This window comes from Actinophytocola sediminis, from assembly GCF_054779715.1.
In genome coordinates, this window is record NZ_BAAGXS010000108.1 from 1 (window position 1) to 24,319 (window position 24,319).

21 protein-coding genes are annotated in these 24,319 nt (G+C 70.2%); 3 read left to right on the forward strand and 18 right to left on the reverse strand.

Annotation, left to right across the window (positions count from 1 at the left end):
• The 11 genes from ACYVIP_RS43985 to ACYVIP_RS44035 form a co-directional block, all read right to left on the reverse strand.
• Window positions 1-930: [protein-PII] uridylyltransferase family protein (locus ACYVIP_RS43985; protein WP_460407105.1), on the reverse strand; the 930-nt coding region annotated here is incomplete at its 3' end.
• Window positions 930-1,268, reverse strand: coding sequence for a P-II family nitrogen regulator (locus tag ACYVIP_RS43990; RefSeq protein ID WP_460407107.1), 339 nt, complete (start codon window positions 1,266-1,268; stop codon window positions 930-932). The genes ACYVIP_RS43990 and ACYVIP_RS43985, both read right to left, overlap by 1 nt.
• Window positions 1,265-2,599 (reverse strand): ammonium transporter, encoded by a 1,335-nt coding sequence (locus ACYVIP_RS43995; protein WP_460407109.1) that lies wholly within the window; start codon window positions 2,597-2,599, stop codon window positions 1,265-1,267. Before ACYVIP_RS43995 ends, ACYVIP_RS43990 begins: the two co-directional genes overlap by 4 nt.
• A 161-nt stretch (window positions 2,600-2,760) precedes the next feature.
• Complete coding sequence (locus ACYVIP_RS44000) at window positions 2,761-4,248, reverse strand: phosphatase PAP2 family protein (protein ID WP_460407111.1); 1,488 nt, start codon at window positions 4,246-4,248, stop codon at window positions 2,761-2,763.
• A 48-nt stretch (window positions 4,249-4,296) separates the two neighbouring features.
• Complete coding sequence (gene alc / locus ACYVIP_RS44005; protein ID WP_460407113.1) at window positions 4,297-5,382, reverse strand: allantoicase; 1,086 nt, start codon at window positions 5,380-5,382, stop codon at window positions 4,297-4,299.
• A complete protein-coding gene (gene allB / locus ACYVIP_RS44010; RefSeq protein ID WP_460407116.1) occupies window positions 5,379-6,698 on the reverse strand; it encodes an allantoinase AllB in 1,320 nt (439 codons plus the stop codon). The genes alc and allB overlap by 4 nt, the downstream gene beginning before the upstream one ends.
• Window positions 6,695-7,930 carry a DUF6986 family protein gene (locus tag ACYVIP_RS44015; RefSeq protein ID WP_460407117.1) on the reverse strand — a complete coding sequence of 412 codons (1,236 nt, stop codon included), beginning with the start codon at window positions 7,928-7,930 and terminating at the stop codon, window positions 6,695-6,697. Before ACYVIP_RS44015 ends, allB begins: the two co-directional genes overlap by 4 nt.
• A gap of 3 nt (window positions 7,931-7,933) precedes the next feature.
• A complete protein-coding gene (gene aceB / locus ACYVIP_RS44020; RefSeq protein ID WP_460407118.1) occupies window positions 7,934-9,511 on the reverse strand; it encodes a malate synthase A in 1,578 nt (525 codons plus the stop codon).
• A gap of 16 nt (window positions 9,512-9,527) precedes the next feature.
• The gene (wecB, locus tag ACYVIP_RS44025; protein ID WP_460407120.1) at window positions 9,528-10,628 is read right to left on the reverse strand and encodes a non-hydrolyzing UDP-N-acetylglucosamine 2-epimerase; all 1,101 of its coding nucleotides are present in this window, start codon (window positions 10,626-10,628) and stop codon (window positions 9,528-9,530) included.
• Between the two features lie 53 nt (window positions 10,629-10,681).
• Window positions 10,682-11,758 (reverse strand): hypothetical protein, encoded by a 1,077-nt coding sequence (locus ACYVIP_RS44030; RefSeq protein WP_460407122.1) that lies wholly within the window; start codon window positions 11,756-11,758, stop codon window positions 10,682-10,684.
• Window positions 11,755-12,762, reverse strand: a complete 1,008-nt coding sequence (locus ACYVIP_RS44035; protein ID WP_460407124.1) for a glycosyltransferase — start codon at window positions 12,760-12,762, stop codon at window positions 11,755-11,757. The genes ACYVIP_RS44030 and ACYVIP_RS44035 overlap by 4 nt, the downstream gene beginning before the upstream one ends.
• Window positions 12,763-13,048: 286 nt before the next feature.
• On the opposite strand from ACYVIP_RS44035, the gene ACYVIP_RS44040 reads away from it, so the two are divergent.
• Together ACYVIP_RS44040 and ACYVIP_RS44045 are read left to right on the forward strand one after the other, a co-directional pair.
• Window positions 13,049-14,179 (forward strand): methyltransferase domain-containing protein, encoded by a 1,131-nt coding sequence (locus ACYVIP_RS44040; protein WP_460407126.1) that lies wholly within the window; start codon window positions 13,049-13,051, stop codon window positions 14,177-14,179.
• Window positions 14,180-14,190: 11 nt separating this feature from the next.
• Window positions 14,191-16,242, forward strand: coding sequence for a PQQ-dependent sugar dehydrogenase (locus tag ACYVIP_RS44045; RefSeq protein ID WP_460407128.1), 2,052 nt, complete (start codon window positions 14,191-14,193; stop codon window positions 16,240-16,242).
• Between the two features lie 40 nt (window positions 16,243-16,282).
• Here ACYVIP_RS44045 and ACYVIP_RS44050 read toward each other — a convergent pair whose 3' ends face one another.
• The 4 genes from ACYVIP_RS44050 to ftsY all read right to left on the reverse strand — a co-directional run bounded on the left by ACYVIP_RS44050 (window position 16,283) and on the right by ftsY (window position 20,282).
• Window positions 16,283-17,290: a ParB/RepB/Spo0J family partition protein gene (locus ACYVIP_RS44050; protein ID WP_460407129.1), complete on the reverse strand. Its 1,008-nt coding sequence runs from the start codon at window positions 17,288-17,290 to the stop codon at window positions 16,283-16,285.
• Window positions 17,291-17,402: 112 nt separating this feature from the next.
• Complete coding sequence (locus tag ACYVIP_RS44055; RefSeq protein ID WP_460407131.1) at window positions 17,403-18,362, reverse strand: aldo/keto reductase; 960 nt, start codon at window positions 18,360-18,362, stop codon at window positions 17,403-17,405.
• A 45-nt stretch (window positions 18,363-18,407) separates the two neighbouring features.
• Window positions 18,408-18,980: a nitroreductase family protein gene (locus ACYVIP_RS44060; protein WP_460407134.1), complete on the reverse strand. Its 573-nt coding sequence runs from the start codon at window positions 18,978-18,980 to the stop codon at window positions 18,408-18,410.
• 3 nt (window positions 18,981-18,983) lie between these two features.
• On the reverse strand, window positions 18,984-20,282 hold the full coding sequence (ftsY, locus tag ACYVIP_RS44065; RefSeq protein ID WP_460407136.1) for a signal recognition particle-docking protein FtsY: 1,299 nt from the start codon (window positions 20,280-20,282) through the stop codon (window positions 18,984-18,986).
• A gap of 127 nt (window positions 20,283-20,409) precedes the next feature.
• Here ftsY and ACYVIP_RS44070 point away from each other — a divergent pair, with 127 nt between their 5' ends.
• The gene (locus ACYVIP_RS44070) at window positions 20,410-21,396 is read left to right on the forward strand and encodes an NAD(P)-dependent alcohol dehydrogenase (protein ID WP_460407137.1); all 987 of its coding nucleotides are present in this window, start codon (window positions 20,410-20,412) and stop codon (window positions 21,394-21,396) included.
• Here ACYVIP_RS44070 and ACYVIP_RS44075 read toward each other — a convergent pair.
• Genes ACYVIP_RS44075 through ACYVIP_RS44085 form a run of 3 tightly spaced genes read right to left on the reverse strand, consistent with a single transcriptional unit; the run spans window position 21,386 to window position 24,317 of the window.
• On the reverse strand, window positions 21,386-22,366 hold the full coding sequence (locus ACYVIP_RS44075) for a zinc-binding dehydrogenase (RefSeq protein WP_460407139.1): 981 nt from the start codon (window positions 22,364-22,366) through the stop codon (window positions 21,386-21,388). The genes ACYVIP_RS44070 and ACYVIP_RS44075 overlap by 11 nt on opposite strands.
• Before the next feature lie 41 nt (window positions 22,367-22,407).
• Window positions 22,408-23,334: a carbohydrate ABC transporter permease gene (locus ACYVIP_RS44080; RefSeq protein WP_460407141.1), complete on the reverse strand. Its 927-nt coding sequence runs from the start codon at window positions 23,332-23,334 to the stop codon at window positions 22,408-22,410.
• Entirely contained in the window at window positions 23,331-24,317 is a 987-nt protein-coding gene (locus tag ACYVIP_RS44085) for a carbohydrate ABC transporter permease (RefSeq protein ID WP_460407143.1), read from the reverse strand. Before ACYVIP_RS44085 ends, ACYVIP_RS44080 begins: the two co-directional genes overlap by 4 nt.
• Window positions 24,318-24,319 lie beyond the last annotated feature (2 nt).

The window sequence follows — 24,319 nt, forward strand, 5'->3', positions numbered from 1 at the left end:
CTCGGCCAGCGGCCGGCGCGCCGGCGGGCGGCGCAGCACACCGAGCACCTTGCGGCGGCCCTGCTGGCCGGCGCGCAGGGCGACGTCCACGGCGTAGGCGACCGCGCGCCCGGCCCCGGACAGGGCTCTGGCCAGGGTGAACCGGTCGCCGATGCCGAGCAGCGCGCCGATCTCGTCGCCGTCCTGGGGCATCAGCACGTCGCGGGGGCGGCCGGCGATCCGGCGCAGCTCGGTGCGGGTGTCGAGCAGCAGCCTGCGGGCCTTGGCGACCTCGCCCGCCGGCCGGTCGATGAGCTGGGCCAGCGCCAGCGCGTCGAGGATGGCCAGGTCGCGCAGGCCGCCTCGGCCGTGTTTGAGGTCGGGCTCGACCCAGTGGGCGACCTCGCCGGTGCGCCGCCACCGATCCCGGGCGGAGTCGATCAGCTCGTCGAAGCGTTTGCGCACGCCCGCCCGCCACGAGTCCCGTGCCTGGTCGGCGAGTTCCCGGCTGAGCCGGGGGTCACCGGCCAGGTGCCGGGCGTCGAGCAGGCCGAGCGCGGTCCGCAGGTCCTTGCCGGCGACCTCGATGGCCTCGCCGACGGTGCGGACCGAGTGGTCAAGGCCGATGCCGGAGTTCCACAGCGGGTACCAGAGCCGCTCGGCGATCGGCTCGACGTCCCGGCCGCCGCTGTGTACCAGCACCAGGTCGAGGTCGGAGTAGGGCGCCAGCTCACGCCGGCCGAGCCCGCCGACCGCGACCAGTGCCACGCCCTCGCTGTCCGAGCGGATCCCGGCGTGCGCGGCGTGCACCGTCAGCCAGAACTCGTGCAGGTCGGCCAGTGCCTCGCGCAGCGCGTCCGGGGCGAGCCGGCCGACCTGGTTGGGCCCGCGACCGCCGAGAAGGCGATCGCGGGCCTGTACCAGATCCGTCGCAGTGGACCCGAGCGTCATCAGAGCGCGTCGGTGCCGCGCTCCCCGGTGCGCACCCTGACCACGGTGTCCACCGGCGTGACCCAGACCTTGCCGTCACCGATCTTGCCCGTGCGGGCGGCCTCGACCACGGCCTCGACCACCTTGTCTCCCAACGCGTCGTCGACCAGGACCTCGATCCGCACCTTGGGCACGAAGTCCACCGAGTACTCCGCTCCCCGGTAGACCTCGGTGTGCCCCTTCTGCCGGCCGTAGCCCTGGACCTCACTGACCGTCATCCCGAGCACGCCGACCTGTTCCAGCGCCGACTTCACGTCGTCGAGCGTGAACGGCTTGATGATCGCCGTGACCAGCTTCATGGCGTGACGCCTTCCTTACTCGCGTTGGCGGGGACCTTGCCGGCGAGGGTGTCCGCTGCCCTGCCGATCGCCGATGACCCACTGCGCACGCCGGACAGCTCGTAGGCGGTCTCCGCGTGTTCGGCCTCGTCGATGCCGTTGACCTCGGCCTCGTCCGGGACCCGCAGACCCATGGTGAACTTGATCAGGTACCCGATGATGAACGTGAGGACCAGCGAGTAGGCCATCACCGCGACCGCGCCGACGACCTGCTTGCCAAGCTGGTCCACCCCGCCACCGTAGAACAGACCGTCGACGCTGTCCGGGTTCGCGTTGACCGTGCCGAACAAGCCGATCAGCAGGGTGCCGATCAGACCGCCGACCAGGTGCACGCCGACCACGTCGAGCGAGTCGTCGTAGCCGAACCGGTACTTGAGGCCGACCGCCAGCGCACACACCGCGCCGGCGATGGCGCCGATCGACAGCGCGCCCCAGGTGTCGACGAACGCACACGCCGGGGTGATCGCGACCAGTCCGGCGACCACGCCGGAGGCGGCCCCGAGGCTGGTGGCCCGCCCGTCGCGCAGCCGCTCGACCAGCAGCCAGCCGAGGATCGCGGCCGAGGTGGCGGCCAGGGTGTTGACGAACGCGACCCCGGCCAGGCCGTTGGCGGCCAGCGCGGAACCCGCGTTGAAGCCGAACCAGCCGAACCACAGCAGGCCGGCGCCGAGCATGACGAACGGCAGGTTGTGCGGCTTCATCGGCTCCTTGGGCCAGCCGCGCCGCTTGCCGACCACGATCGCCAGGGCGAGTGCCGCGGCACCCGCGTTGATGTGCACCGCCGTGCCGCCGGCGAAGTCCAGCGCGCCGAGGTTGTTGGCGATCCAGCCGCCGACGTGCCCGGACTCCTCGTTGCTGAAGTCGAACACCCAGTGCGCGACCGGGAAGTAGACCAGCGTCACCCACAGGCCGGCGAACAGCAGCCAGGCGCCGAACCGGACGCGGTCGGCGACCGCGCCGGCGATCAGGGCGACCGTGATGATCGCGAACATCGCCTGGAAGACCACGAACGCGAGCGTCGAGCCGTCCTCCGGGGCGCCGAGCAGACCGCTCAGCCCGAGGTGCTGGGACACATCACCGAACAGACCACCGGTGACGTCGTCACCGAAGGCCAGCGAGTAGCCGAAGACCACCCACAGCACACCGACGACGGCCATCGCACCGAAGCACATCATCAGCATGTTGAGCACGCTCTTGGTACGCACCATGCCGCCGTAGAAGAACGCCAGACCCGGCGTCATCAACAGCACCAGGGCGGCACTGGTGAGCACCCAGGCCGTATTCCCTTCCACGCTTCTCCTCCTCTGGTTCTTCCCCCTGATGGCCGTCGACCTTGCGGAGGAGCATCGAGAAGTCACGTTTCGCAGGATCGCGTCGCACGTTTCACCACGGTGAACTGTCGGGTTGTTCGTGTTACGAGCAGGTTTCCGACCCCGGACGACGCCGCGCTCGGTCAGGCCGGCGGCAGCCGGTAGACGGCCAGCGCGCCCGCGTCGACGCGGAAGGTGAACCGGCGGCCGAGCGGGCCGACCTCGCCGTCGGTGGCGATCCGGCGCGGACCGCCGAGCAGCCGGACCTCGACCCCGGCGGCCTCGAAGTGGCGGTAGACATGGCTGGTGCGCAGGGTGCCGGTCAGCGCGGCGAGCGCGAAGCGGACGCGGGAGTAGGGCAGGTCGGCGCGCAGGTAGCGGATGTCGAGCTTGCCGGAGGCCAGGCTCGCGCGGCGGGCGGCGCCGAAGCCCTTCGGCTCGTAGGAGCCGTTGCCGACGAACAACATCCAGACCAGCCGGCGGCGGCCGTTGAGCAGCACCGGCATCGGCTGGGCCCGGCGCAGCGCCCGGCTCATGGCCAGCGCGGCGGCGAACCACTTCGGCCACTTGGCCTCCAGCTTCTCCCGCAACCGCACCATCTCCGGGTAGCCGCCGAGGCTCGCGGTGTTGATGAACTGCAGCCGCGTGGTGTCCCCGCCCCGGTGCTCGACCGACACGGTGGCCACGTCGACCCGGACCGCGGCGCCGACCTGAGCGGCGTCCGCGGTGTCCATCGGGCCGTCGACACCGAGGTCGCGGGCGAAGTGGTCCAGCGTGCCGGCGGGCACCACCACCAGCGGCAGCCGGTACCGGACGGCGAAGCCGGCCACCGTGGTGACCGTGCCGTCGCCGCCGGCGGCGCCGACCGCGCACACGTCACCGCCGGCGAGCCGGGCGGCGAACTCGGCGATCGCGTCGGTGTCCGGCTCGATCCGGATCAGCTCGGCCTTGGGCCACATGGCCCGGACCTCCTCGCCGGGGTCGGCGCCCTCCGCGCCGGAGGTCGGGTTCACCAGCACCAGCAACCCCTCGCCGGCACCCAGCTCCGGCGCGTCGACGAGCGGCTCGCGCTGTTGGGGCAGGCCGGCGCCGTGCGGCCACCAGTGCCGGGTGGCGCGCGCGGCGCCGAGCCCGATGGCCGCCCCGGCGGCCACGTCGCTCGGCCAGTGCACACCGGTGTGCACCCGGGAGTAGCCGACCAGCGCGGCCAGCGGCAGCACGGCCGCGCCCGCGCCCCGGTGCTCCATGGCCACCGCGGAGGCGAACGCGAAGGCGGACGCGGCGTGGCCGGAGGGGAAGGACGAGGACGTCGGCCTGCGGACCATGCGGCGGGGTTCGGGGAGCAGTTCGGCGGCCGGCCGCCGCCGGGGGAACAGGCGCTTGCCGACCAGGCTCGCGGACATGCTGGCTCCGGCGATGGCGGCGACCCCGCGCAGGCCGGCCCGTCTGGTGGCGCCCTTGCGGGCGATGAGGACCGCGGCGATGGCGAACCACAGCCTGCTGTGGTCGGCCGCCATACCGGCCCGCCGGCACAGGGCGTCGAAGCGCGTCGGCGGTAACTCGCCGCTGCGCCGGACAAGTTCGGCGTCGATGCGCCCGACTCGCCAGTAGCGGCGAATGCGTCTGATCACTCCTCGAACGGTAGCCGCGCCGGGCCGGGTGGGCAGATCGCGACCCACTCAGACCCCGAGGGCGGGCAGCGTGTCGACCGGGCGGGCGCGGACCGTCGCCTGAATGTCCTGTTCGGACAGTCCGGCGGCGGTGAGCACCTCGGCGGCCTGGGTGTCGGGCAGCAGGTTGAACCAGCGCAGGACGAACGACGCCCGGCCGGACGTGCTCAGCGCGCCCAACAGGCGCAGCCGGGCCATGCCGCCGTCCGGGTACACGTCCAGGCGCACCTCGGTCGCCGCGTCCGCAGACGAAAGCGCGAACCGGTGGCGGGTGTCGGGTTGCAGCCGCACCCGGTCGAGGAGCACCCGGCCGTCGGCGGTGAGCGAGGCCCAGCCGGGGGCGTTTCCCTTGAAGTGACTGGTGTCCAGCTCGGCCAGCCGGGGGATGCCGGCGCCGGCGAGCCGGACCGACACCCAGTCGTTGCCCTCGTCCCGGCGGCGGGCGGTCTCCCACCCCTCCCCCATCACCTGCGCGAACCCGGGCGAGATCAGGTTGGCCGGCGACGAGTAGAACATGTTGCTACAGCCGGCGATCGCGGCGCCGTTCTCCAGCGCGGCCAGGTCGAGCGCGCCGAGATCGGTCACCCGAGGATCGGCCACCGGTTCGCCGAGCACCCGCAGCCGGGCCACACCGCCGTCGGGGTGGATGGTCAGGCGGACGTGGGTGAACCGGTGCGGCTCGGTGACGTCGAACCGGTTCCTGGTGTCGCCGGCCAGCGGCGCGGTGGCCACCAGCGGGTGCCAGTCCGCGGTCGCCAGCTCCGCCGGGCTCGGGTAGCCCTCGACCGCGCAGCCGTCGACCGAGCAGGCGGGCGGGTAGTTGCCGGTGAAGAACGCGGTGTCCACCACCAGGCCGCGGATCACCCCGGGCAGGCCCAGCCGGACCAGCGCCTGGTCCGAGCCCGGCGCGCGGCGGCGCCTGGTCTCCCAGCCGTCGTAGACCTGCCCCCGGTGGCCGAAGGTGGCCGGGGAGAACACCGGCTCGGCCGCCAGGATCAGGTTCTCCCGCTCGGCGAAGGCCTCGTCGTTGGCCCAGACGACACTGCCGCCCAGCCGGCGGGATGCCAGGTCGGGCAGCCCGGTCCAGTCCGTCATGCCAACCCCCGCACCAGTAGCCTGCCGCGCGGGCGGTCGGTGATCCGCCTGCCGCGCAACCAGGTCGATTCGACGACGCCGGTCAGCGTGCGTCCGTGATAAGCGGTCACCGGGTTGCGGTGCCGCAGTTCGCTGGCGTCGACGGTGAAGGAGCGTGCCGGCGCGAACACGCACAGGTCCGCGTCCTGGCCGACCGCGATCCGGCCCTTGCGGCGCAGGCCGACCAGCTCGGCCGGGCGCCGGGACATCCAGTCGACGACCGTAGCCAGCGGCACGCCCCGGGACCTGGCCTCGGTCCACATCGCCGGCAGGCCGAGCTGCAGGCCGGCGATGCCGCCCCACGCGGTGCCGAAGTCGCCGGAGGCCGGTTGTTTGAGCGCCACGGTCGCCGGTGAGTGGTCGCTGACCACGCAGTCGAGCACGCCGTCGGCGAGGCCCTGCCACAACAGGTCCTGGTTGGCCGACTCGCGGATCGGCGGGCAGCACTTGAACCGGGTCGCGCCGTCCGGGATGTCCTCGGCGCGCAGGGTCAGGTAGTGCGGGCAGGTCTCGGCGGTGATCGCGACACCGTCGCGGCGGGCGGCGGCGATCGCCGGCAGGGCGTCCGATGAGGACAGATGAAGGACGTGCACGCGCGCGTCCGCCGCGCGGGCCAACGAGATCAGCAGCTCGATCGCGGAGTTCTCGGCGGCACGCGGGCGGGAGGCGAGGAAGTCGGCGTAGCGGTCGCCGGTCGCCGGGGAGACCTCGGCCGGGTCCTCGGCGTGCACGATCATCAGCGCGCCGATGCCGTGCAGCAGGCGCAGCGCGGCGGCCAGCTCGGTGGCGTCCAGGTGGCCGAACTCGTCGACCCCGGACGGGGACAGGAAGCACTTGAAGCCGAACACGCCCGCCTCGTGCATGGCGACCAGGCTGGCGAGGTTGCCGGGCACCGCGCCCGCCCAGAAGCCGACGTCGACGTGCACGCGGTCGCGGGCGGTCGCGCGTTTGACCGCGAGCGCGGCCAGGTCGGTGGTCGGCGGGATGCTGTTGAGCGGCATGTCGATCAGCGTGGTGACCCCGCCGGCCGCAGCCGCGGCTGTGGCGGACTCGAAGCCCTCCCACTCGGTGCGGCCGGGGTCGTTGACGTGCACGTGGGTGTCGACCAGACCGGGCAGCAGCACCTCGTCGGCGGCCAGCTCGACGACCTGGTCGGCGGCCAGCGGCGACGACGAGATCTCGGCGATCACCCCGTCCAGGACACCGACCCACCCCGAGGTCTGCCCACCGGACGCGATCAACGCGGGCGCGTGGAACGCCAGATCGAAGACGGTCATCGCGGTTCCCGGCGGACCAGGGCGGCCAGCTCCGCCTCGGACAGGCCGCACAGGGTCTCGACCTCCGCCGAGGTCAGCGCGCCGCAGTCGACCGCGCGGCGCAACGACATCGCCATCGCCTGGGCGGTGGCCGGTTCGTCGAGCACGCCGGTGGCCGCGCTGTCCACATAGGCCCGCAGCCGCCGCGCGTCGGCGGGAGCATTACGCAGCCAGTAGACGAAGTTCGCCGCGTACCGGGTCACCAGCTGGGCCGGGTGCAGGTCCCAGCCCTGGTAGAACCCGTGCGCGAGCGACCGCAGCACCAGGTCGTAGTGAGTGCGCCAGGCCGCCGACACCGCTTCGGAATCGCCGACGGGCAGCACGTTGGTCGAGCCGTCGGACAGCCGCACCCCGGTGCCGGCCGCGCCGACCTGCATCGCGTTCCTGGCGAAGTCGCACGCGGCGTGCGCGAGGTGCTGTTCGGCGGCCGACAGCCCGCACGCGGCGGTGTAGTCGTAGGTGCCGAAATGCAGCCCGCTCACCCGGCCCCGCCCGGCCTCGACGAACCTCGGCACCGCGAACCGGCCCTCGCTGTCCACAATGGACTGCGTGGTCTCGATCTGGATCTCGAACCGCAGCGCGCCGTCGCCGAGACCGAGGTGGGACTCCAGCAACGCCAACAGGTCCACCAACGCCGACACCTGCGCCACGTCGGTCACCTTGGGGAAGGTCAGCACCGGCACCGCGCCCAGCTCGGTGACGAACAGGTCCAGCGTGCGTACCCCGCGGGCGAAGGACTCCGGGGTGTCGAAGGACTTGAACCGGATGCCCACCCACGGCGGCGGACTTCGCCAGCCGGCGACCAGGCCGGCGCAGCGGACCGCGTCGGCGTCCTCGTCGGCGTCCGGCCGCCAGCCGTAGCCGTCCTCGAAGTCGACGCGCAGGTCCTCGACCGGCTCCCGGCGCAGTTTCGCGACCACCTTGGCGTGCACCGCCTCGGCCAGCTCGGCCGGCAGGTCGAACAGCGTGCCGAACGCCGCCGCGCTCGGCGCGTGCTCGTCGAGCGCGGCCAGCGCGGCCGCGCCCCAGGACGCCGCCAGGTCCCCGACCACCCGGTCGGCCGGCACGTAGCAGGTGTGCACCGGCTGCCGGCCGCCCCGGTCGCCGGGGTAGCGGGCCGCCCGCGCGGTGTCCACCGCCGCCAACCCACGGGCGATGCCGGCCACCGCCGGACCGTCCAGCGAGGTCCGCACGGCTCAGATCCGCTCGTAGGCCGGCAGGGTGAGGAAGTCGGGGAACTCGTCGGCCAGCGCCACCTGCTCGAACAGTTCCACCGCCTGGTCGAGGAACTCGGCCGGCAGCTCGCCGCCCAGCGCGGTGTGGGTCTGGTCGAGCACCGACCGGACCAGCTCGGTGGTGACCTTCGTGCCGGTGTCCAGCACGACCCCGTTGCGCACCCACTGCCACACCTGCGAGCGGGAGATCTCCGCGGTGGCCGCGTCCTCCATCAGGTTGTGGATCGCCGCCGCGCCGTTGCCCGACAGCCAGGACGCCAGGTACCGCACCCCGACATCGACCGCCGCCCGCAGTCCGGCCTCGGTCGCCCGGCCGGGTGTCGCGGCGACGTCGAGCAGTTGCGCCGAGGTCACCGACACCTCCGCACGCAGTCGGTCGAGCTGGTTCGGCCGGTCGCCGAGCACCTCGCCGAACTCCTCGGCGCAGATGTCGACCAGGTCGGGGTGGGCCACCCAGGAGCCGTCGAACCCGTCGGCCGCCTCGCGCCGCTTGTCCTCGTGCACCTTCGCGAGCGCCTTCGCGGTGACCTCGGGGTCGCGCCGGTTGGGAATGAACGCGGCCATCCCGCCCATCGCGAACGCCCCGCGCCGGTGGCAGGTGCGCACCAGCAGCTCGGTGTAGGCACGCATGAACGGCGCGGTCATGGTCACGTCGTTGCGGTCGGGCAGCACGAAGTCCGCGCCCGCGTCACGGAAGTACTTGATCAGGCTGAACAGGTAGTCCCAGCGGCCGGCGTTCAGCCCGGAGGCGTGCTCGCGCAGCTCGTAGAGGATCTCGTCCATCTCGAAGGCCGCCGGGATGGTCTCGATCAGCACGGTCGCGCGGACCGTGCCGTGCGGGACGCCGAGGCGCTCCTGGGCAAGGGTGAACACGTCGTTCCACAGCCGCGCCTCGAGGTGGCTCTCCAGCTTCGGGAGGTAGAAGTACGGTCCGCTGCCGCGCTCGAGCAACGCCCTGGCGTTGTGGAAGAAGTACAGTCCGAAGTCGACCAGCGCGCCGACGCCGCGCCTGCCGTCGAAGCTCAGGTGCCGCTCGTCGAGGTGCCAGCCGCGGGGCCGCATGACGATCACCGCCGGCCGCACGCCGTCCTTGAGCGCGTAGCTCCTGCCCTCCGGCGAGGTGAAGCTGATCGTGCCGCGCACCGCGTCGAACAGGTTGACCTGACCGGACACCACGTTGGACCAGTGCGGGGTGTTGGCGTCCTCCAGGTCCGCGAGCCAGACACGGGCGCCGGAGTTGAGCGCGTTGATCGCCATCTTGCGCTCGGTCGGCCCGGTGATCTCCACCCGCCGGTCGGCCAGGTCCACCGGTGCCTCGCCCACCCGCCACTGCGCCGCGCGCACCCCGGCGGTCTCCGGCAGGAAGTCCAGCCGGCCGGTCCGCGCCGCCTCGGCCCGCCGGGTCGTGCGGGCGGCGAGCAGTTCATCGCGCCGGTCGGCGAACCGCGCGTGCAGTTCGGCGACGAACTCCAGCGCCGCCGGAGTGAGAATCTCCTCGCTACGTTCGACGGTTCCGCCGAGTACCTGGGTGTCGACCATGGTCTACATGGTAGAGCTACCCAGCCGACGTGAGCATCTCACGGATCGCGGCGGCGATTCGTGGTCCGGCCGCGCCGTCGCCGAACGGCGACGGGATCTCCCCCAGTCGCCGGAGCCGGGCGTCGACCGAGGTCGTCCACTCACGCAGAACCAGTTCCGACTCCGGGCCGGGCTCGACCCTGACGCCGAACGTTCCTTCGACCTCAGGACGTTCGGTACTGCGCCGGAGAACCACGATCGGTCGCTTGAGGACACTCGCTTCCTCTTGCAGGCCACCAGAGTCGGATACCAGCACGGCCGCCGCGCTCGACACGGCCAGAAAGTCCTGGTACCGCAAGGGACTGGTGACCAGCAGCCCGTCAAGCAACTCCGACAGGCCGAACTCGGTGATCCGCCGCTCGGTGCGGGGATGCATCGGCAGCAACACGGGCAGGCTCAGGGAACTGAGCTGCTTCAGCAGCAACTCCAGCGTCTCTGGTCGGTCGACGTTCTCCGGCCGGTGCAAAGTGGTCAGTACGAAGCGGTCGCGTTCGAGGTGGAACGCACGCAGCGCCGCGTCGGTGACCGAAGTGGACGGCAGCATGCGCTGGAGCGCGTCGACGATCGTGTTCCCGGTCACCTGGACCCGTTCGGGTGGGACGTTCTCCGCCGCCAGGTTGGCGCTGTTGACCCGGGTCGGGGCGAAACACAGATCCGCGACATGGTCGACGAGAACGCGGTTGTGCTCTTCAGGCATCGCCCGGTCGAAGCTGCGCAGGCCAGCTTCGACGTGACACAGTGGGATGTTGTTGGCGTTGGCCGCCAACGCGCCGGCCAGGGCCGACGTGGTGTCGCCCTGCACCACGACCGCGGCCGGGCGATCCGTGGTGAACGTCTCACTGAGCGCGGTGACCATCGACCCCAGCTGGGACCCCCGGTCGCCACCACCGAGCCCGAGGTTGACCGCGGCCGCGGGCAGCGCGAAGTCGATGCACAGCTGGTCTGACATCACCTCGCTGAAGTGCTGGCCGGTGTGGACCATCCGCACGTCACGACCCAACCGGTCGATGACCGGCGCCAGCTTGATGATCTCCGGACGGGTGCCGAGCACAACGGCTATCTGTCGCTCTGTGGACATAGGTCGGCGCTTCACCTTCTGAAAACAGGGAGTCTGGAGTGACCACGCGGACGTCAGGTCGTGGCCCGTGGCCCGACACGTTCCGATTCCGTGTTGAGCACCGCGTCGGCGAGAAACTTGCTGGCCCAGTTGGGAAAGAAGAGTGTCTGGTATCCGCCGCTCAGCGGCCACGAGCCGGGCAGCGCACCCACGACAGCTGGTTCGACGGGCTGACGTACCTGCATGGTCGCCAGCCGGCGCAACGTGTCCTCCGCCCGGTCGCCCAGCTCTGGATGGCTGTCCGCCACGTCGAGCCATACCGTCACCATCTGCGCGTCGCCGGTGAGGCAGGCATAGTCGGCCATCGGCCGGAAACCGGGGCCGATCTCGCCCGGCAGCAACGGGTACAGCGCGGTACGGAGCTCGGCCAGTCGCACGGCGGCACGAGTCGCGACATCGACGCACCGCTGACCGAGCTCGCCGCCGACGATGCGACCACAGCGAAGCATTCCGCGCAGTGTGTAGGCGATTGTGTGGGTATACGGTGTCTCTTCGGTGTTGAACATCATCCGATCGATCCAGCCACTCGGCTGGACCTGGCTGAGCATCCAGCGCAGGGAGCGTTCGACACAGGCGAGCTGGGCAGGATCACCGGTCACCTGCCACAGCCGGGCGACCGACCAGGTGACGCGAGACGAATAGGTGTTGGCGTAGCCGAGGTAGGCGTGCGAGCGCCAGGCGCCGTCGACGTCCTGAACCGACGCGAGCCAGTCCGCCGCCCAGCCGAGCGCGTCCAGGACGTCTCCGTCCCGGGTTGCCAGCCACAGGTCGAGCAGGCCCTGCATGATCTGTCCAACGTCGAACACGACCGGGTCACCATCGACGCCGACACCGCCGGGAAAGGACCCGTCCGGCAACTGGATGCCCAACAGCCAGGCGGCCACCTCGTGTGCCCGGACCGCCAACTCCGGCCGCTGCAACGCGTCCGCCGCACGCAGCAGGGTCGGGATCGAGTAGCCGCTGGTCTCCGGATACGCGGGCAGCCAGCCCTTGGTTAGGTCGTAGCCGGCGGAGATGCCCTGCCTGCCGGTGACGTCGTGGGCCGCCTCGATCCAGGTCATCGCCGCGTCGAGCACAGCGCGATGCGTCATGGCTGCCCACCCAGGTACCCCGTGAGGATCCGGTCCATGTCGTCGATCCGTGCCGACCACGTGTTGCTCGCGCCAAAGGCGACCCGTTCCGCTCGACGCACCGGGTCCTTCGCGTCGGCGATGGCGTCGAGCGTCGCTTGCCGCAGTTCGTCGACGTCGGTGTAGTACCACATCCCCGGGTAGCCACGTACGCCCGCGAGTGGCGTCGACACGACCGGCATCCCGGCTGCCAGGTACTCGAAGACCTTCAGCGGCGAGCACGGATCGGTGACCTCGTTGACCACGAACGGAATCAGGCCGACGTCGCACGATGTCAGGTAGTCGACGATCTCGTGGTGCGGGACCTCGTCGATCATCGTGACGTTGGGCAGTGCCGCCAGCGCGGAGGCATAGTCGAGAACCGGCCTGCCGTCGTCCTCGTCGCTGGTGGCGGTCACCTTGCCGAGGAACACGAAGTCGGCCTCGGGGACGGCCTCCGCGCAGTGCGCGGCGGCCCGCCAGTCGAACCAGTCAGGCCACATCGCTCCCGTGTACAGCACCTTCGGCCGGGGATTCGCCGGCGGCGGCGCGGCGGCGAGCACCCGCTGCAGCTCGTCGTTGACCGCGTTCGGGACGACGTGCATGGACGTCACGTCGCCGAACTCGTCGGCAAGCGACTGGGTGATGGTCACGACCAGGTCGGCGGCGGCGACGAAGAACCGTTCCAGTGACGAGTCGCCCCACGGTTGCTTCGGGAAGCCCTCCCAGTGATCCATCTGGTCGTACACCGACAGCACACCACGCCGGGCGGCGTCCTGGAACAGCGGCAGCAGGGCGGTTCCCGGCGCGTGCACGCGGACGTACTCGTCGCCTGGCCCCTGTGGCAGTACGTCCGTGAGCGCGAGGATCTCGTCGTCAGCGGGATCGGGGGCGATCCGGCGCAGGACGCCCTGGTCCGGGTCGAGCAGATAGATGCGCAATCGGGGATTCGGATCGGCCGCGATGAGCGCGCGTGCGTCGTCCATGCCGGTGTCGGTCGAACAGATGAAATCCACGGTTCGTTGCTTGGCGAGGTCGGCCAGCGCTAATTGCCGCGGCCGGGCCGCGCCACCGCCGACCCAGGGGTGATAGTAACTCAGCACCACGACTCTCGATATCGACTGAACCGTACTCGACATGATCGTAGAAACCCTTTCCCTCCAGGACCCTCCTCACCGAAGCTACTGGTTGCGGAATCTGAACGGTGTAGTCTAATCGGGTGACCAGCGCAAAGCTGGACATCGTTCACGGACACCGGCAACCTGATCACCTGTGAATGCAATTGTGATTGTCTGGCATGCCGAGGACGCCGTTCTGGAGATGCTGTCAGTCATCGAGCGGCCAGAAAATGTCGAAATCATTATTGTATCGCGACGTGAAACATTGTCGCTTTCGGCCGATTCGCCGCTTGCCGACCGGCTCGACCAGTTGGCGCCGCAGCAGGCGAACACCCAGTCCGACGATCGTGACCTGCGAGAATGGTTGTCCGCGGTGTGCGAACGGACCGGCGACACCGAGATCTGGACGCACTCGCCCGCGGACAGCCGACCCACACACGCGAAGGTCGGCTGGCTACTGGCTGAGATATGCCCGACGCGGGCGTGGCATTCCGTCGGCCAGAACAGGTTCCTGGAAATGGTACCGGACCGCACGGTCGCGATGAGTCGAACGCAGGTGACCACGAAGATCGATTTCGTCAACCGGTACTGCGCCGACCTGCTGAGGGATAATGCGGGAGCGCGTCAGGTGCAGACACACGCGGTCGCGGTCGTGGAACGGTTCCTGCGCGTTGATCGGCTCGCCGCGAACCGGTTGTTCGGCCTTGCCAGTTCGGCCGAGGACAGCGCCGCGGTCGCCGTCGACCCATGGGACTTCGACACCTCCGAATACGAGGCGGAACGGTTGCGTGCAACGACGAGCTGGATAGGCGACTGGTGCCCGCCAGGCCACGTGCTCATCGAGATCGGCGCCTGCGAGGGGGCGTTGACCACTCGCCTGGCCGACAAGGGGCACCAGATCGTGGCCACCGAGCCGAATGCGGTTTTCCGCTCCCGGTTGACCACCGCCCTGGCCGGCCGGGAGGTTTCGATTCGACCGGACAGTCTCGCCGACCTGACTCGCTCGACGCTGCCGCCGACGGCCGCGGTACTGCTCATCGAAATGCTCTACTACGGCCAGGATCTCGATCTGATCAACGCCCTACCCGCCGACATGTTGTTCATGGCGACCGACCCGGACCAGATGACTGACCAGGTGAAACCCTGGCTGGCGACGAACTCGACCTGGCGCCTGCTGGACGAACGCGCGCTGGGACGCCCCCGGATGGAGTTCGTCGGCGCCGGACACGGCTTCATTCGAAAAAAGGGCAGCATCGGCCTGGTCTGTGACCGTTCCCAACACTGAGGAGAATGGTAGTGAAATTAACAAGAATGCTGATCGCGTCCATGTCCGGGGTCATCGCGTTCGCCCTGTCCGCGCCCGGGGCGGCCGCCTCGGGCGCCGACAAGGTGAACGCCCCCGAGGGCGGGTTCGTTGACACACCGGTACTCACGGGGCTCGCCGGACCGACCGCCGCCGCGTTCTCGCCGGACGGCCGGATCTTCGTGGCCGAACAGCGTGGCCTGATCAAGGTGTTCGACGGTCCCGGCGACACCACTCCGGCCACGTTCCTGGACATCCGCGACCAGGTCTTCAGCCTGCAGGACCGGGGCCTGCTCGGGCTCGCGCTCGATCCGCAGTTCCCAACGCGACCCTACGTCTACGTGCTCTACACCTACGACGCTCCGCCGGGCGAGACCGCGCCGCACTGGAACGACGCGTGCCCGGACATGACACTCGGTTGCCCGGTGCAGAACCGGTTGGCCCGGTACACGGCCGATGGTGACACCGCTGTCGACGGGAAGAACCTGCTCACCAGTTGGTGTCAGCAGTTCACCAGTCACTCGGCCGGCACGCTGATGTTCGGCAAGGACGGTGCGCTCTACGCCAGCGCGGGCGAAGGCGCCGGCTACGACTTCGTCGACTACGGACAGCGCGGCAACCCGTGCGCGGATCCGCCAGGTGTCCAGGAACCCGCCACCGCGCAGGGTGGTGCGCTACGGTCCCAGTCGCCTCGCCGGCCCGCCGGCCAGCCGCGCGTGCTGAACGGAACGATCATCCGGATCGACCCCGATACCGGCGAGGGGTTGGCCGACAACCCGTTCGCCGACAGCGCCGACGCCAACGAGCGCCGCATTGTCGCCTACGGCCTGCGCAACCCGTATCGACTCACGATGCGTCCGGACAGCAACGAGATGTGGGTCGGAGACGTTGGCTGGCAGATCTGGGAGGAGATCAACCGGATTCCGGACGTCACTGACGAGGTCGTCGAGAACTTCGGCTGGCCGTGCTACGACGGCGACCAGATCCTGCCCAGCGTCCGGGATGTCGACCTCGGTACGTGCAACTCGTTGTACGACCAGGGCGGGCAGACGCCGCCGCACCTCGCCTACCACCACTACAGCGATGTCGTGGAGGGGGACGGCTGTCAGCCAGGCAACTCCGCGGTGTCCGGTCTCGCGTTCGAGAACGGCAGCCCGTATCCCGAGGCGTATCACGGGAAGTTGTTCTTCGCCGACGTGATTCGAGGCTGCGTCTGGGCAACGCCGGCCAACACCAACGGAAAGGCCCCGGCACAGATCGAGCCGGTGCTCACCGGCCTCAACATGCCGGTACAGCTGCTCAACGGACCGGACGGACACCTGTACCACCTCTCACTCGGTGACGGCACGCTGAACCGGATCTCCTACTCCACAACGGATTCCCGGACGGACGTCTCGCCAACCACCTCGGGCACCTCGGCTCCCGGGTTGGTCGCCGCGTACGGATTCGAGGAGCAGAAGGGATCCATCGTCCGAGACCGCAGCGGGCAGGGCCACAAGGCCGTGCTGTCCAGCGGGTATCGGGTGACCGGCGGCAAGTACGGACGCGGCGTGTGGTTCGACGGCGTGGAGGACGTGGCAAGGACACAGCCGAGTCCGGCATTCGACACCCGACAGTTCACTGTGGAGGCATGGACACTGCCCAGCAGTTTCCGTGATGTGTGGCAGACCGCGGTGGCGATCGAGCGGCCATCCGGAGACAACTACCGGCTCTCGGTGAGCACGCCGGACAACGGCGCGGGCGCGGCGGTGACCGTCAGCGGGCAGGGCAGCGTCATCACCACCGAGAACTTCCTGTCGGTGGACCTGTGGGCACACATCGCGCTGGTCGTCGACGGCGAGCAGATGCGGCTCTACGTGAACGGGATCCTGATGGGCACCGAGGCGGTGGCCAGTGGATCCCAGCCCTCCGGCGGGTCCGTGTGGCTCGGTGGCCGGCCCGATGCCGACCAGTTGCTGCACGGAATCCTGGATGAGGTAAGGGTTTACAACCGCCCGTTGACCCAGGCCGAGATCGAGACCGACATGAACCAGCCGATCGGCTGAGCCACCTTGTGCCTGCCCCGGAGTCGGGGCAGGCACAAGGTCAGCTGGCATCCTGGCGCTCGAGTCGCTCCGCCATCTCCAGCCAGGCGGCCGCGTTCTGCCTTGCCAGGTCGGCGACCTTGCGACAGCAGTGCTGCGGCAGGCCCCCGACGACCGTCGACCAGTCGATCAGTTCCACCGCGGGTGTGCTCAGCCAGCGCAGCAACGTCCTGCCGGACTCGGTGAAGCGCAATGACGGATCCAGTTTCAGGCTCCGCAGGATGGCCGTGCGATCCCGCTGTACCGGCCGGTTGGGTATCGACGCCGCGAGCGGCTTGGTCGTTCGCATCTTCGCGCGGACCCGCCAGGCCGTGGAGGGTGCGACACCAGCGGCGCTGGCCACCTCCCGCAGCGACGCGTCCGGGTTGCTCGTGATCAGTTCACTCGCCAGGAGACGCCCCGCCTCGCCGTTCACCGGACGCACCCGTCCGTCACGGCCGGTGCGCGTGTTCGACTGCGCATCATGAACAGTCGAACACCTGCGGATCGCGCCGACGGTGTTCGGCGAAAGCCTGACCAGCTCGGCGATCACCCGATCGGACCAGCGTGGATGTGAGTCGAGAATCCTCGCCGCGGCATGGGTGCGGTCGGCCAGTGAGAGTGGCAGACCATGAGTGACGTTGAGCTGAACCGCGAGCAGGAAAATGTCCTTGTCGTCGCCGTCGAACAGGCACACGTCGATCTCGGTCTCACCGCGTATCCGCGCTGCCCGTAGCCGGTGCATCCCGTCGATCACCCGCAAAGAGCGCCGGTGCACCACGATCGGCGGTAGCTCGTCGCCGGACTCGGCCAGCACCTGCGCGTGCTCCTCGACCTCGCCCGCCAGGCGCGGCGAGTCCGCCGCGGACAACGTGTCGATCGGGACCTTGACCGTCAGCCAACGGTCCAGACTCGGATGCTGACCAGGTGAGTCCTCACTGAACGCAGGCTTGGGCCCGGATGCGGCATGGGCTGTCATTCCGTTGTCCCCCCAAGGGATCCGCTCGACGTGGGCATGTCCCCGCACCATCGGACGACACTCACTGTAGCCACACGTGTACGCAACTTTCAAGAGGACATCCCATGAACCAACCACACGGGACCCCAGCAAGCACGCTGTCCATTGTGGACACCGAAGGTGGTTACGCCGTGGGAACTGGTGCCTGCTCGGGGATGAGGCCGGCTCGCTTCGCGTCGTGCCACAGGGCAGGCGGCACCGGGTGGGGCAGCCACGCCATGCTGTCGGCGATCTCCTGTGGATCGCGGGCACCGACCACCGCGGAGTCGATGGCCGGGTGGGCGAACGGAAACTGCACGGCCACGGCCAGCAGTGGAACATCATGGCGAGCACAGAGTTCGCGCCAGACCGGGACGCGCGCGTCGGTCGCGGGCCGCGCGGTCAGTACGCCGCCCTGGTACACGCCGGCCGCGATGACCGACACCCCACGCCGCTGGCACAGCGGGAGCAGCTCGTCCAGGCCGGACTGGTCGAGCAGTGAGTATCGGCCGGCGAGCAACACGCAGTCCGGCCCGGGTGCGGCGGACTCGCGGAGGAACCGGGCGGCGACGTCGGCGTGGTTCACCCCGATCGACACCGCCCCGATCGTGCCCTCGGCCCTCAGGTCCGCCACCGCGCGATAGGCCTCGGTGACCGCGGTGGGAAAGTCCTGCTCCGGGTCATGCACGTGGAGCACGTCGACGCGGTCCATGCCGAGCCGATCGAGGCTCTCCTCGACGGACCGCCGGACGGCAGGATAGGAGTAGTCGAGACGTGGTCCGACTCCGGCTGGTGGATCAGCCCAGATCGCCTGCGTGTCCGGACCGTCGGATTCGATCAACCGGCCCACTTTGGTGCACAGCACGAACTCGGCACGGTGGCGCGCGGCCAGCGACCGCCCGGCGTACACCTCGGAGCGTCCGTATCCGTACACCGGCGCGGTGTCGTACAACCGGACACCGAGATCCCACGCGTGGTCGATGGTGGCGATCGCCTGGCTCTCGGGCACGGGCGTGAACAGCCCACCGATCGACGCCAACCCCAGCCCCAGCCGGCTGACCGTCAGCCCGGTGTGCCCCAACGGAACAAGCTCGTCGCCACGCATCCACTCATTGTGCCTGGCCGACCCCGAGGAGTGAACGCCCGACCATCACCACCGGCCGTGGTGCACCACGTCGTCGATCGGGCGACGCGCCCGGCTCCTGGGCGAACCGGACTGCTCCGGTTCGTCGGGGTAACCGATGGCGACCGCGCCGATCGGCTCGTGGTCGTCCGGCACTCCGTACAGCGCACGGAACGGCGCGACGTCCTCGGGCACGATGCCGAAGTACAGCGCGCCGAGCCCGGCGTCGACGGCGGTCTGCAGGATCAACAGCGTGGCCATACCGGTGTCGACGTGCCAGAACGGCACCGGCCAGCGCGCCTCGTCGCGGTCGGTCCAGCCCTTGTCCGGCTGCGCGTACCGGTCGAGGTACACCCGCTTGCACGACATCGGCACGATCAGCAGCGGCGCGGTGCTCACGTCGTTGCCCTTGGGGCGCAGTGCCCAGAACCTGGCCAGGTCATCGCCTTCCAGCACCAGGAACGCCTGGCCCTGGGAGAACCCGGCGGACGGGCCGCGGGTGGCGTTGCGCAGGATGCGGTCCCGCACGTCCGCCGGCACCGGCCGGTCCTGGTACCTGCGCACCATCCGACGGGTGCGCACCACGTCCTGGAACTCCATCGGTCAGCCCTTCCCCAGCAGTGCGTCCACAAAGGCGACCGGCTCGAACGGCGCCAGGTCGTCGGCGCCCTCGCCGAGGCCGACGAGTTTGACCGGAACCCCGAGCTCGCGCTGCACCTGGAAGACGATGCCGCCCTTCGCGGTGCCGTCGAGCTTGGTCAGCACGATGCCGGTGACGTCCACGACCTCGGCGAACACCCGTGCCTGGGTGAGGCCGTTCTGGCCGGTGGTGGCGTCGAGCACGAGGAGCACCTCGTCGACCTTGGTCTGCTTCTCCACCACCCGCTTGACCTTGCCGAGCTCGTCCATCAGGCCGGTCTTGGTGTGCAGCCTGCCCGCGGTGTCGACCAGCACGGCGTCCACGCCGGACTCGATGCCGCGCTTGACCGAGTCGAAGGCGACCGCGGCCGGGTCGCCGCCCTCCTTGCCGCGCACGACCTCGGCGCCGACCCGCGACGCCCAGGTGGTGAGCTGCTCGGTGGCCGCGGCGCGGAAGGTGTCGGCCGCGCCGAGCACGACCGTGCGGCCGTCGGCGACCAGCACCCTGGCCAGCTTGCCGGTGGTGGTGGTCTTGCCGGTGCCGTTGACCCCGGTGACCAGCACGACGGCCGGCAGCTTGATGCCGTCGACCTCGTGCGGGAGGGCGCGCACGGCCCGGTCCATGTCCGGACGCAGGGCGTCGACCAGGACGTCGTGCAGCAGCGCCCTGGCCTCGTCGGCGGTGCGCACCCCCCGGGAGACGAGCTCGGCGCGCAGGCGGTCGACCACGTCCTGGGTGGTGGCGGCGCCGAGGTCGGCCAGCAGCAGGGTGTCCTCGACCTCGGTCCAGGAGTCCTCGTCCAGGTCACCGGCGCCGAGCAGGCCGAGCAGGCCCGCGCCGAAGGTGGACCGGGTGCGCGACAGCCGGCCACGCAGCCGCTCGAGCCGCCCACTGGTCGGCGCGATCTCCTCGACCGGCTCGCGCACCGGCGCCTGCTCGGTGTCGAGTTCGGGCTCGGGCGCCGCTTCCGGCTCGGCTTCCTCGACCGGTATTTCCGCCGGTTTCTCGACCGGTTCCGCCGGCGGTTCCCCGGCCGGTTTCTCCGCTGTCTTCTCGCCGGTCTTCTCACCGGCCTTCTCGCCGCCGGGCGCGAGGTTGATCCCGCCACCGGCCTGATAGCCCGTTCGCTTCTCCGGCTCGGCCGGCTTCTCCCGCTCGGTCAGGCTGATCCGCCGCCTGCGGCGCAGCTGCACGCCGACAACGAGCGCGACCAGCAGCAGAACAGCGACAACGACGATGATCACGATCACGGTGCTCGACACGGCGTCATCCTCGCATCACCGGGCAGAACGCGGGAGCCGTGGGCCACCTAGGGACATTCCCGGATGTCAGTGAACACGCATTCCCATACCGTGACGGAAATACCACGGCGAGCCCCTGGAGCTGGCGATGAAGGCAATTGTGCAGGAACGGTACGGCTCGGCCGATGTGCTGGAGCTGCGTGACATCGACCGGCCGGTACCCGCCGACGACGAGGTGCTCGTCCGGGTCCGCGCCGCCGCGGTCAACGCCTACGACTGGCACGTCATGCGGGGCGACCCGTACCTTGCGCGGCTGTCGCTCGGGTTCGGCAGACCAAGGGCCCGGGTGCGCGGCCGGGACTTCGCCGGCGTCGTCGAGACGGTCGGCAAGGACGTGCGGCGGGTGCGGCCAGGCGACGAGGTGTACGGCGACCTCGGCAGCGCCGACGGCGCGTTCGCCGAGTACGCGAGCGTGCCCGAGCGCGGTGTCGAGCGCAAGCCGGCCAACCTGACCTTCGAGCAGGCGGCCGCGCTGCCCCTGGCCGGCAACACCGCGCTCAAGGGTCTACGCGACCTCGGCCAGGTGCGGGCCGGGCAGCGGGTGCTGGTGAACGGCGCGTCCGGCGGTGTCGGCACCTTCGCCATCCAGCTGGCCAGGACGCTCGGCGCGGAGGTCACCGGGGTCTGCCGCACGCGCAACGTCGAGCTGGTCACCTCGCTGGGCGCCGACCACGTCATCGACTACACGAAAGAGAACTTCACCCGCGGCGAACGGCGCTACGACGTCGTGTTCGACCTCGTCGGCAACCACTCGCTGGCCGCGCTGCGCCGGGTGGTGACGCCGGAGGGCAGGCTGGTGCTGTCCGGCGGCGGCGTCTACGACGGCGGCAGCCTGCTCGGCCCGATGGCGCTGGTGCTCCAGGGGACGGTGATGTCCCGCGTCGCCCGCCAGCGCCGGGTGCTGCTGCTCAGCACCGAACCCGACCACGAGATCCTGACCGCGTTACGCGAGCTGGCCGAGGCTGGCTCGCTCACCCCGGTCGTCGACCGCACCTACCCGCTTGACAAGGCGCCGGCGGCCATCCACTACCTGGAGCACGAGCACGCCCGCGCGAAGGTCGTCATCACCGTGTGACCAGCACGACCTTGCCCACCGTCTGCCGGGCGGCCAGTTCGGTGTGCGCCCTGGCCGCCTCGGCCAGCGGGATCGGCCGGTTGGTCAGCGGCTGGACGCGGCCGGCCGCCACCTCGGCCAGCGCGCGCTCCTCCAACGCCCGCAACCGGCCGGGCACCCCGACGATCCGCTGCCCGATCGGCACCGACACGGTCAGCCCGCGCCCGTAGAAGTCCGCCGCAGACAGCTCCAGCGGACCGTCCGACCAGCCGAACATCACCAGCCGGCCGCCAGGGCCGAGCAGCTCGAGCGCGTGCCGGCCCGGCTTGCCGCCCACACCGTCGAGCACCACGGTCACCTGGTCCTCGCCGAGCACCTGCCGGACCTGGTCTGGCCAGTCGTCGTGGGTGTAGTCGTACACCAGGTCGGCGCCCAGGCCACGGACCACGTCGAGCTTGGCCGTGGACGCCAGGCCGATCACCGTGGCGCCCGCGTTGCGCGCGGCCTGCACCACGAACGCGCCGATGCCCCCGGCCGCGGCGGGCACCAGCACCAGGTCGTCCTGGGTGATGCGGGCGTCGTCGAGGATGGCCATGGCCGTGCGCCCGGTGCCGATCGTGGCCACCGCCCGCTCGTCGGAGATCTCGGCCGGCACCTCGTGCAGCGAGCCGACGTCGGCAACGGCCAGCTCCGCGTATCCCCCACTGGCCACGCCGAGGTGCGCGACGACGCGTTTGCCAAGCCACGACGGCGACGCGCCGGGACCGACCCGGTCGACCACCCCGGCGACCTCCCGGCCGGGCGTCATCGGCAGGGACGGCGGCGGGAAGGGCCCGCCACCCTGCCCGGACCGGATCGCGAGGTCCAGCAGGTGCACCCCGGCCGCGCCGACCCGGATCAGTACCTGCCCGTCGGCCGGCACCGGGTCGGCGACCGACTCGAGTCGCATCGTGCTGGGTTCGCCGAACGTGTGTTGCCGGATCGCGTGCATGCCACCGAAGCTATGACCTCCAGTTAACTGGAGGTCAACACCTATTTCAGCACGCCCGCGGTCAATCCGGCCTGCACCTGGCGCTGGAACAGCAGGTAGACGATCAGCACCGGCAGCAGCGCGATCACCAGGCCGGCGAACAGCGCCGTCCAGTCGCCGCGGTAGCCCTGGCTGATCGCCAGCGCCGCCAGGCCCTGCGCGAGCACCTTGCGCTCCGGGTCGTTCATCAGCACCACCGGCAGCACGTACTGGTTCCAGTGGCCGAGCACGTTGAACAGGCCGATGCTGATCAGGCCCGGCTTGGCCATCGGCAGCATCACCCGGAAGAACAGCCCGAAGTGCGAACAGCCGTCGACGATGGCCGCCTCGGCGATCGAGGTCGGCTGGGTGCGGAAGAACGCGGTCAGGAAGAACACCGTGAACGGCAGGGAGAACGCCATGTACACCAGCGCGAGCGACAGGTGGCTGTTCAACCCGAGGAACTGGCCGATCCCCGGGATGTAGCCGAGGTTGCGCACCACGAAGAACAGCGGCACCAGCGCGAGGAACACCGGGAAGATCATCCCGCCGACGAAGCCGTAGTAGACGATCCGGTTGCCGGGGAAGTCGTAGCGCGCCAGCACATAGGCGGCCATCGCGCCGAGCAACATGGTCAGCGGCACCGAGATCAGCACCACGATCACGCTGTTGGCGAAGTACTGCCCGATGTTCGCGACCGTCCACGCGCGCACGAAGTTGTCGAACTGCGCCGCGCCCGGCAGGCCGAAGGGCTCGGAGAGGAACTCCGAGTTCGTCTTGAACGAGGACACGATCGCCCACACCAGCGGCAGGGTGGTGATCAGCGCCCAGAACAGCAGGAAGGTCCCGGTGAGCAGGTTCACCGCGCTCTCCCCCGCACCGACGCCGGGCCCGCGGCCGCGGGGTTTCGGTGCCGGTGGCGCCGAGGGCGGGGACGAGACGACGGTCATGAGAACTCCACCCGCTCCCGCCGTGCGGCGCGCAGGAACACCACCGAGACGACCAGGGTCAGCAACAGCAGCACCACCCCGATCGCCGAGGCGTAGCCGAACCGGTAATCGTTGAAGGCACTGCGATACAGCGCGAGGCCGAGCACGTCGCCGGCGCGGGACGGGCCGCCGCTGATGCCGAGCATGATGTGCACCAGGGCGAACGCGTCCATCGCCTGGATCGCCATGTACACCCAGGCGACCTGGACGGTGTCCCACACCAGCGGCATCGTGACCCGCACGAACGTCTGGTAGCGGCTGGCCCCGTCCAGCAGCGCCGCCTCGTAGATCTCCTTGGGGATGGACTGCATCGCCGCGGAGAACAGCACGACATAGAACCCGACGAACGACCAGATCATCACCAGCACGACGATCCAGAACGCGAACCCCGGCTCACCGAGCCACGGCAGCGCCCAGGACTCCAGCCCGACGGCCCGCAGCAGGCCGTTGAGGATGCCGCCGGCCTCGGTCGGCGCGAAGACGTACTTGAACAGCACGCCGACGATGGCCACCGAGAGCACCATCGGGAAGAAGTAGACGATCTTGTACACCCCGGAGCCGCGCACGCCCTCGATGCCGGACCTGCCGCGCCGCCCCACATTGAGCATCGAGGCGAAGAACAGTCCGAGCAGGACAGTCGCGGCCGGGACGACGACCAGCAGGATCCCGTTGTTACGCAACGCGATCAGGAACTGGTCGTCGCCCATGAGGCGCACGTAGTTGTCCAGGCCGATGAAGGTCTGGCTGGCGGTGAGGCCGGTCCAGTCGGTCATCGAGATGTAGATCGCCTGTGCGTAGGGGGAGATCACGAACAGGGCGTACAACCCGACCGGCAGCACGAGGAAGGTCGCGACGAAGCGGCCCTTCCCGTGCTGCAGTGCGGGACCGGCCTTCGACGTCGGCCGCCGTGGCACGGAGTTGCGAATGGACACGTCGGTCGACAACG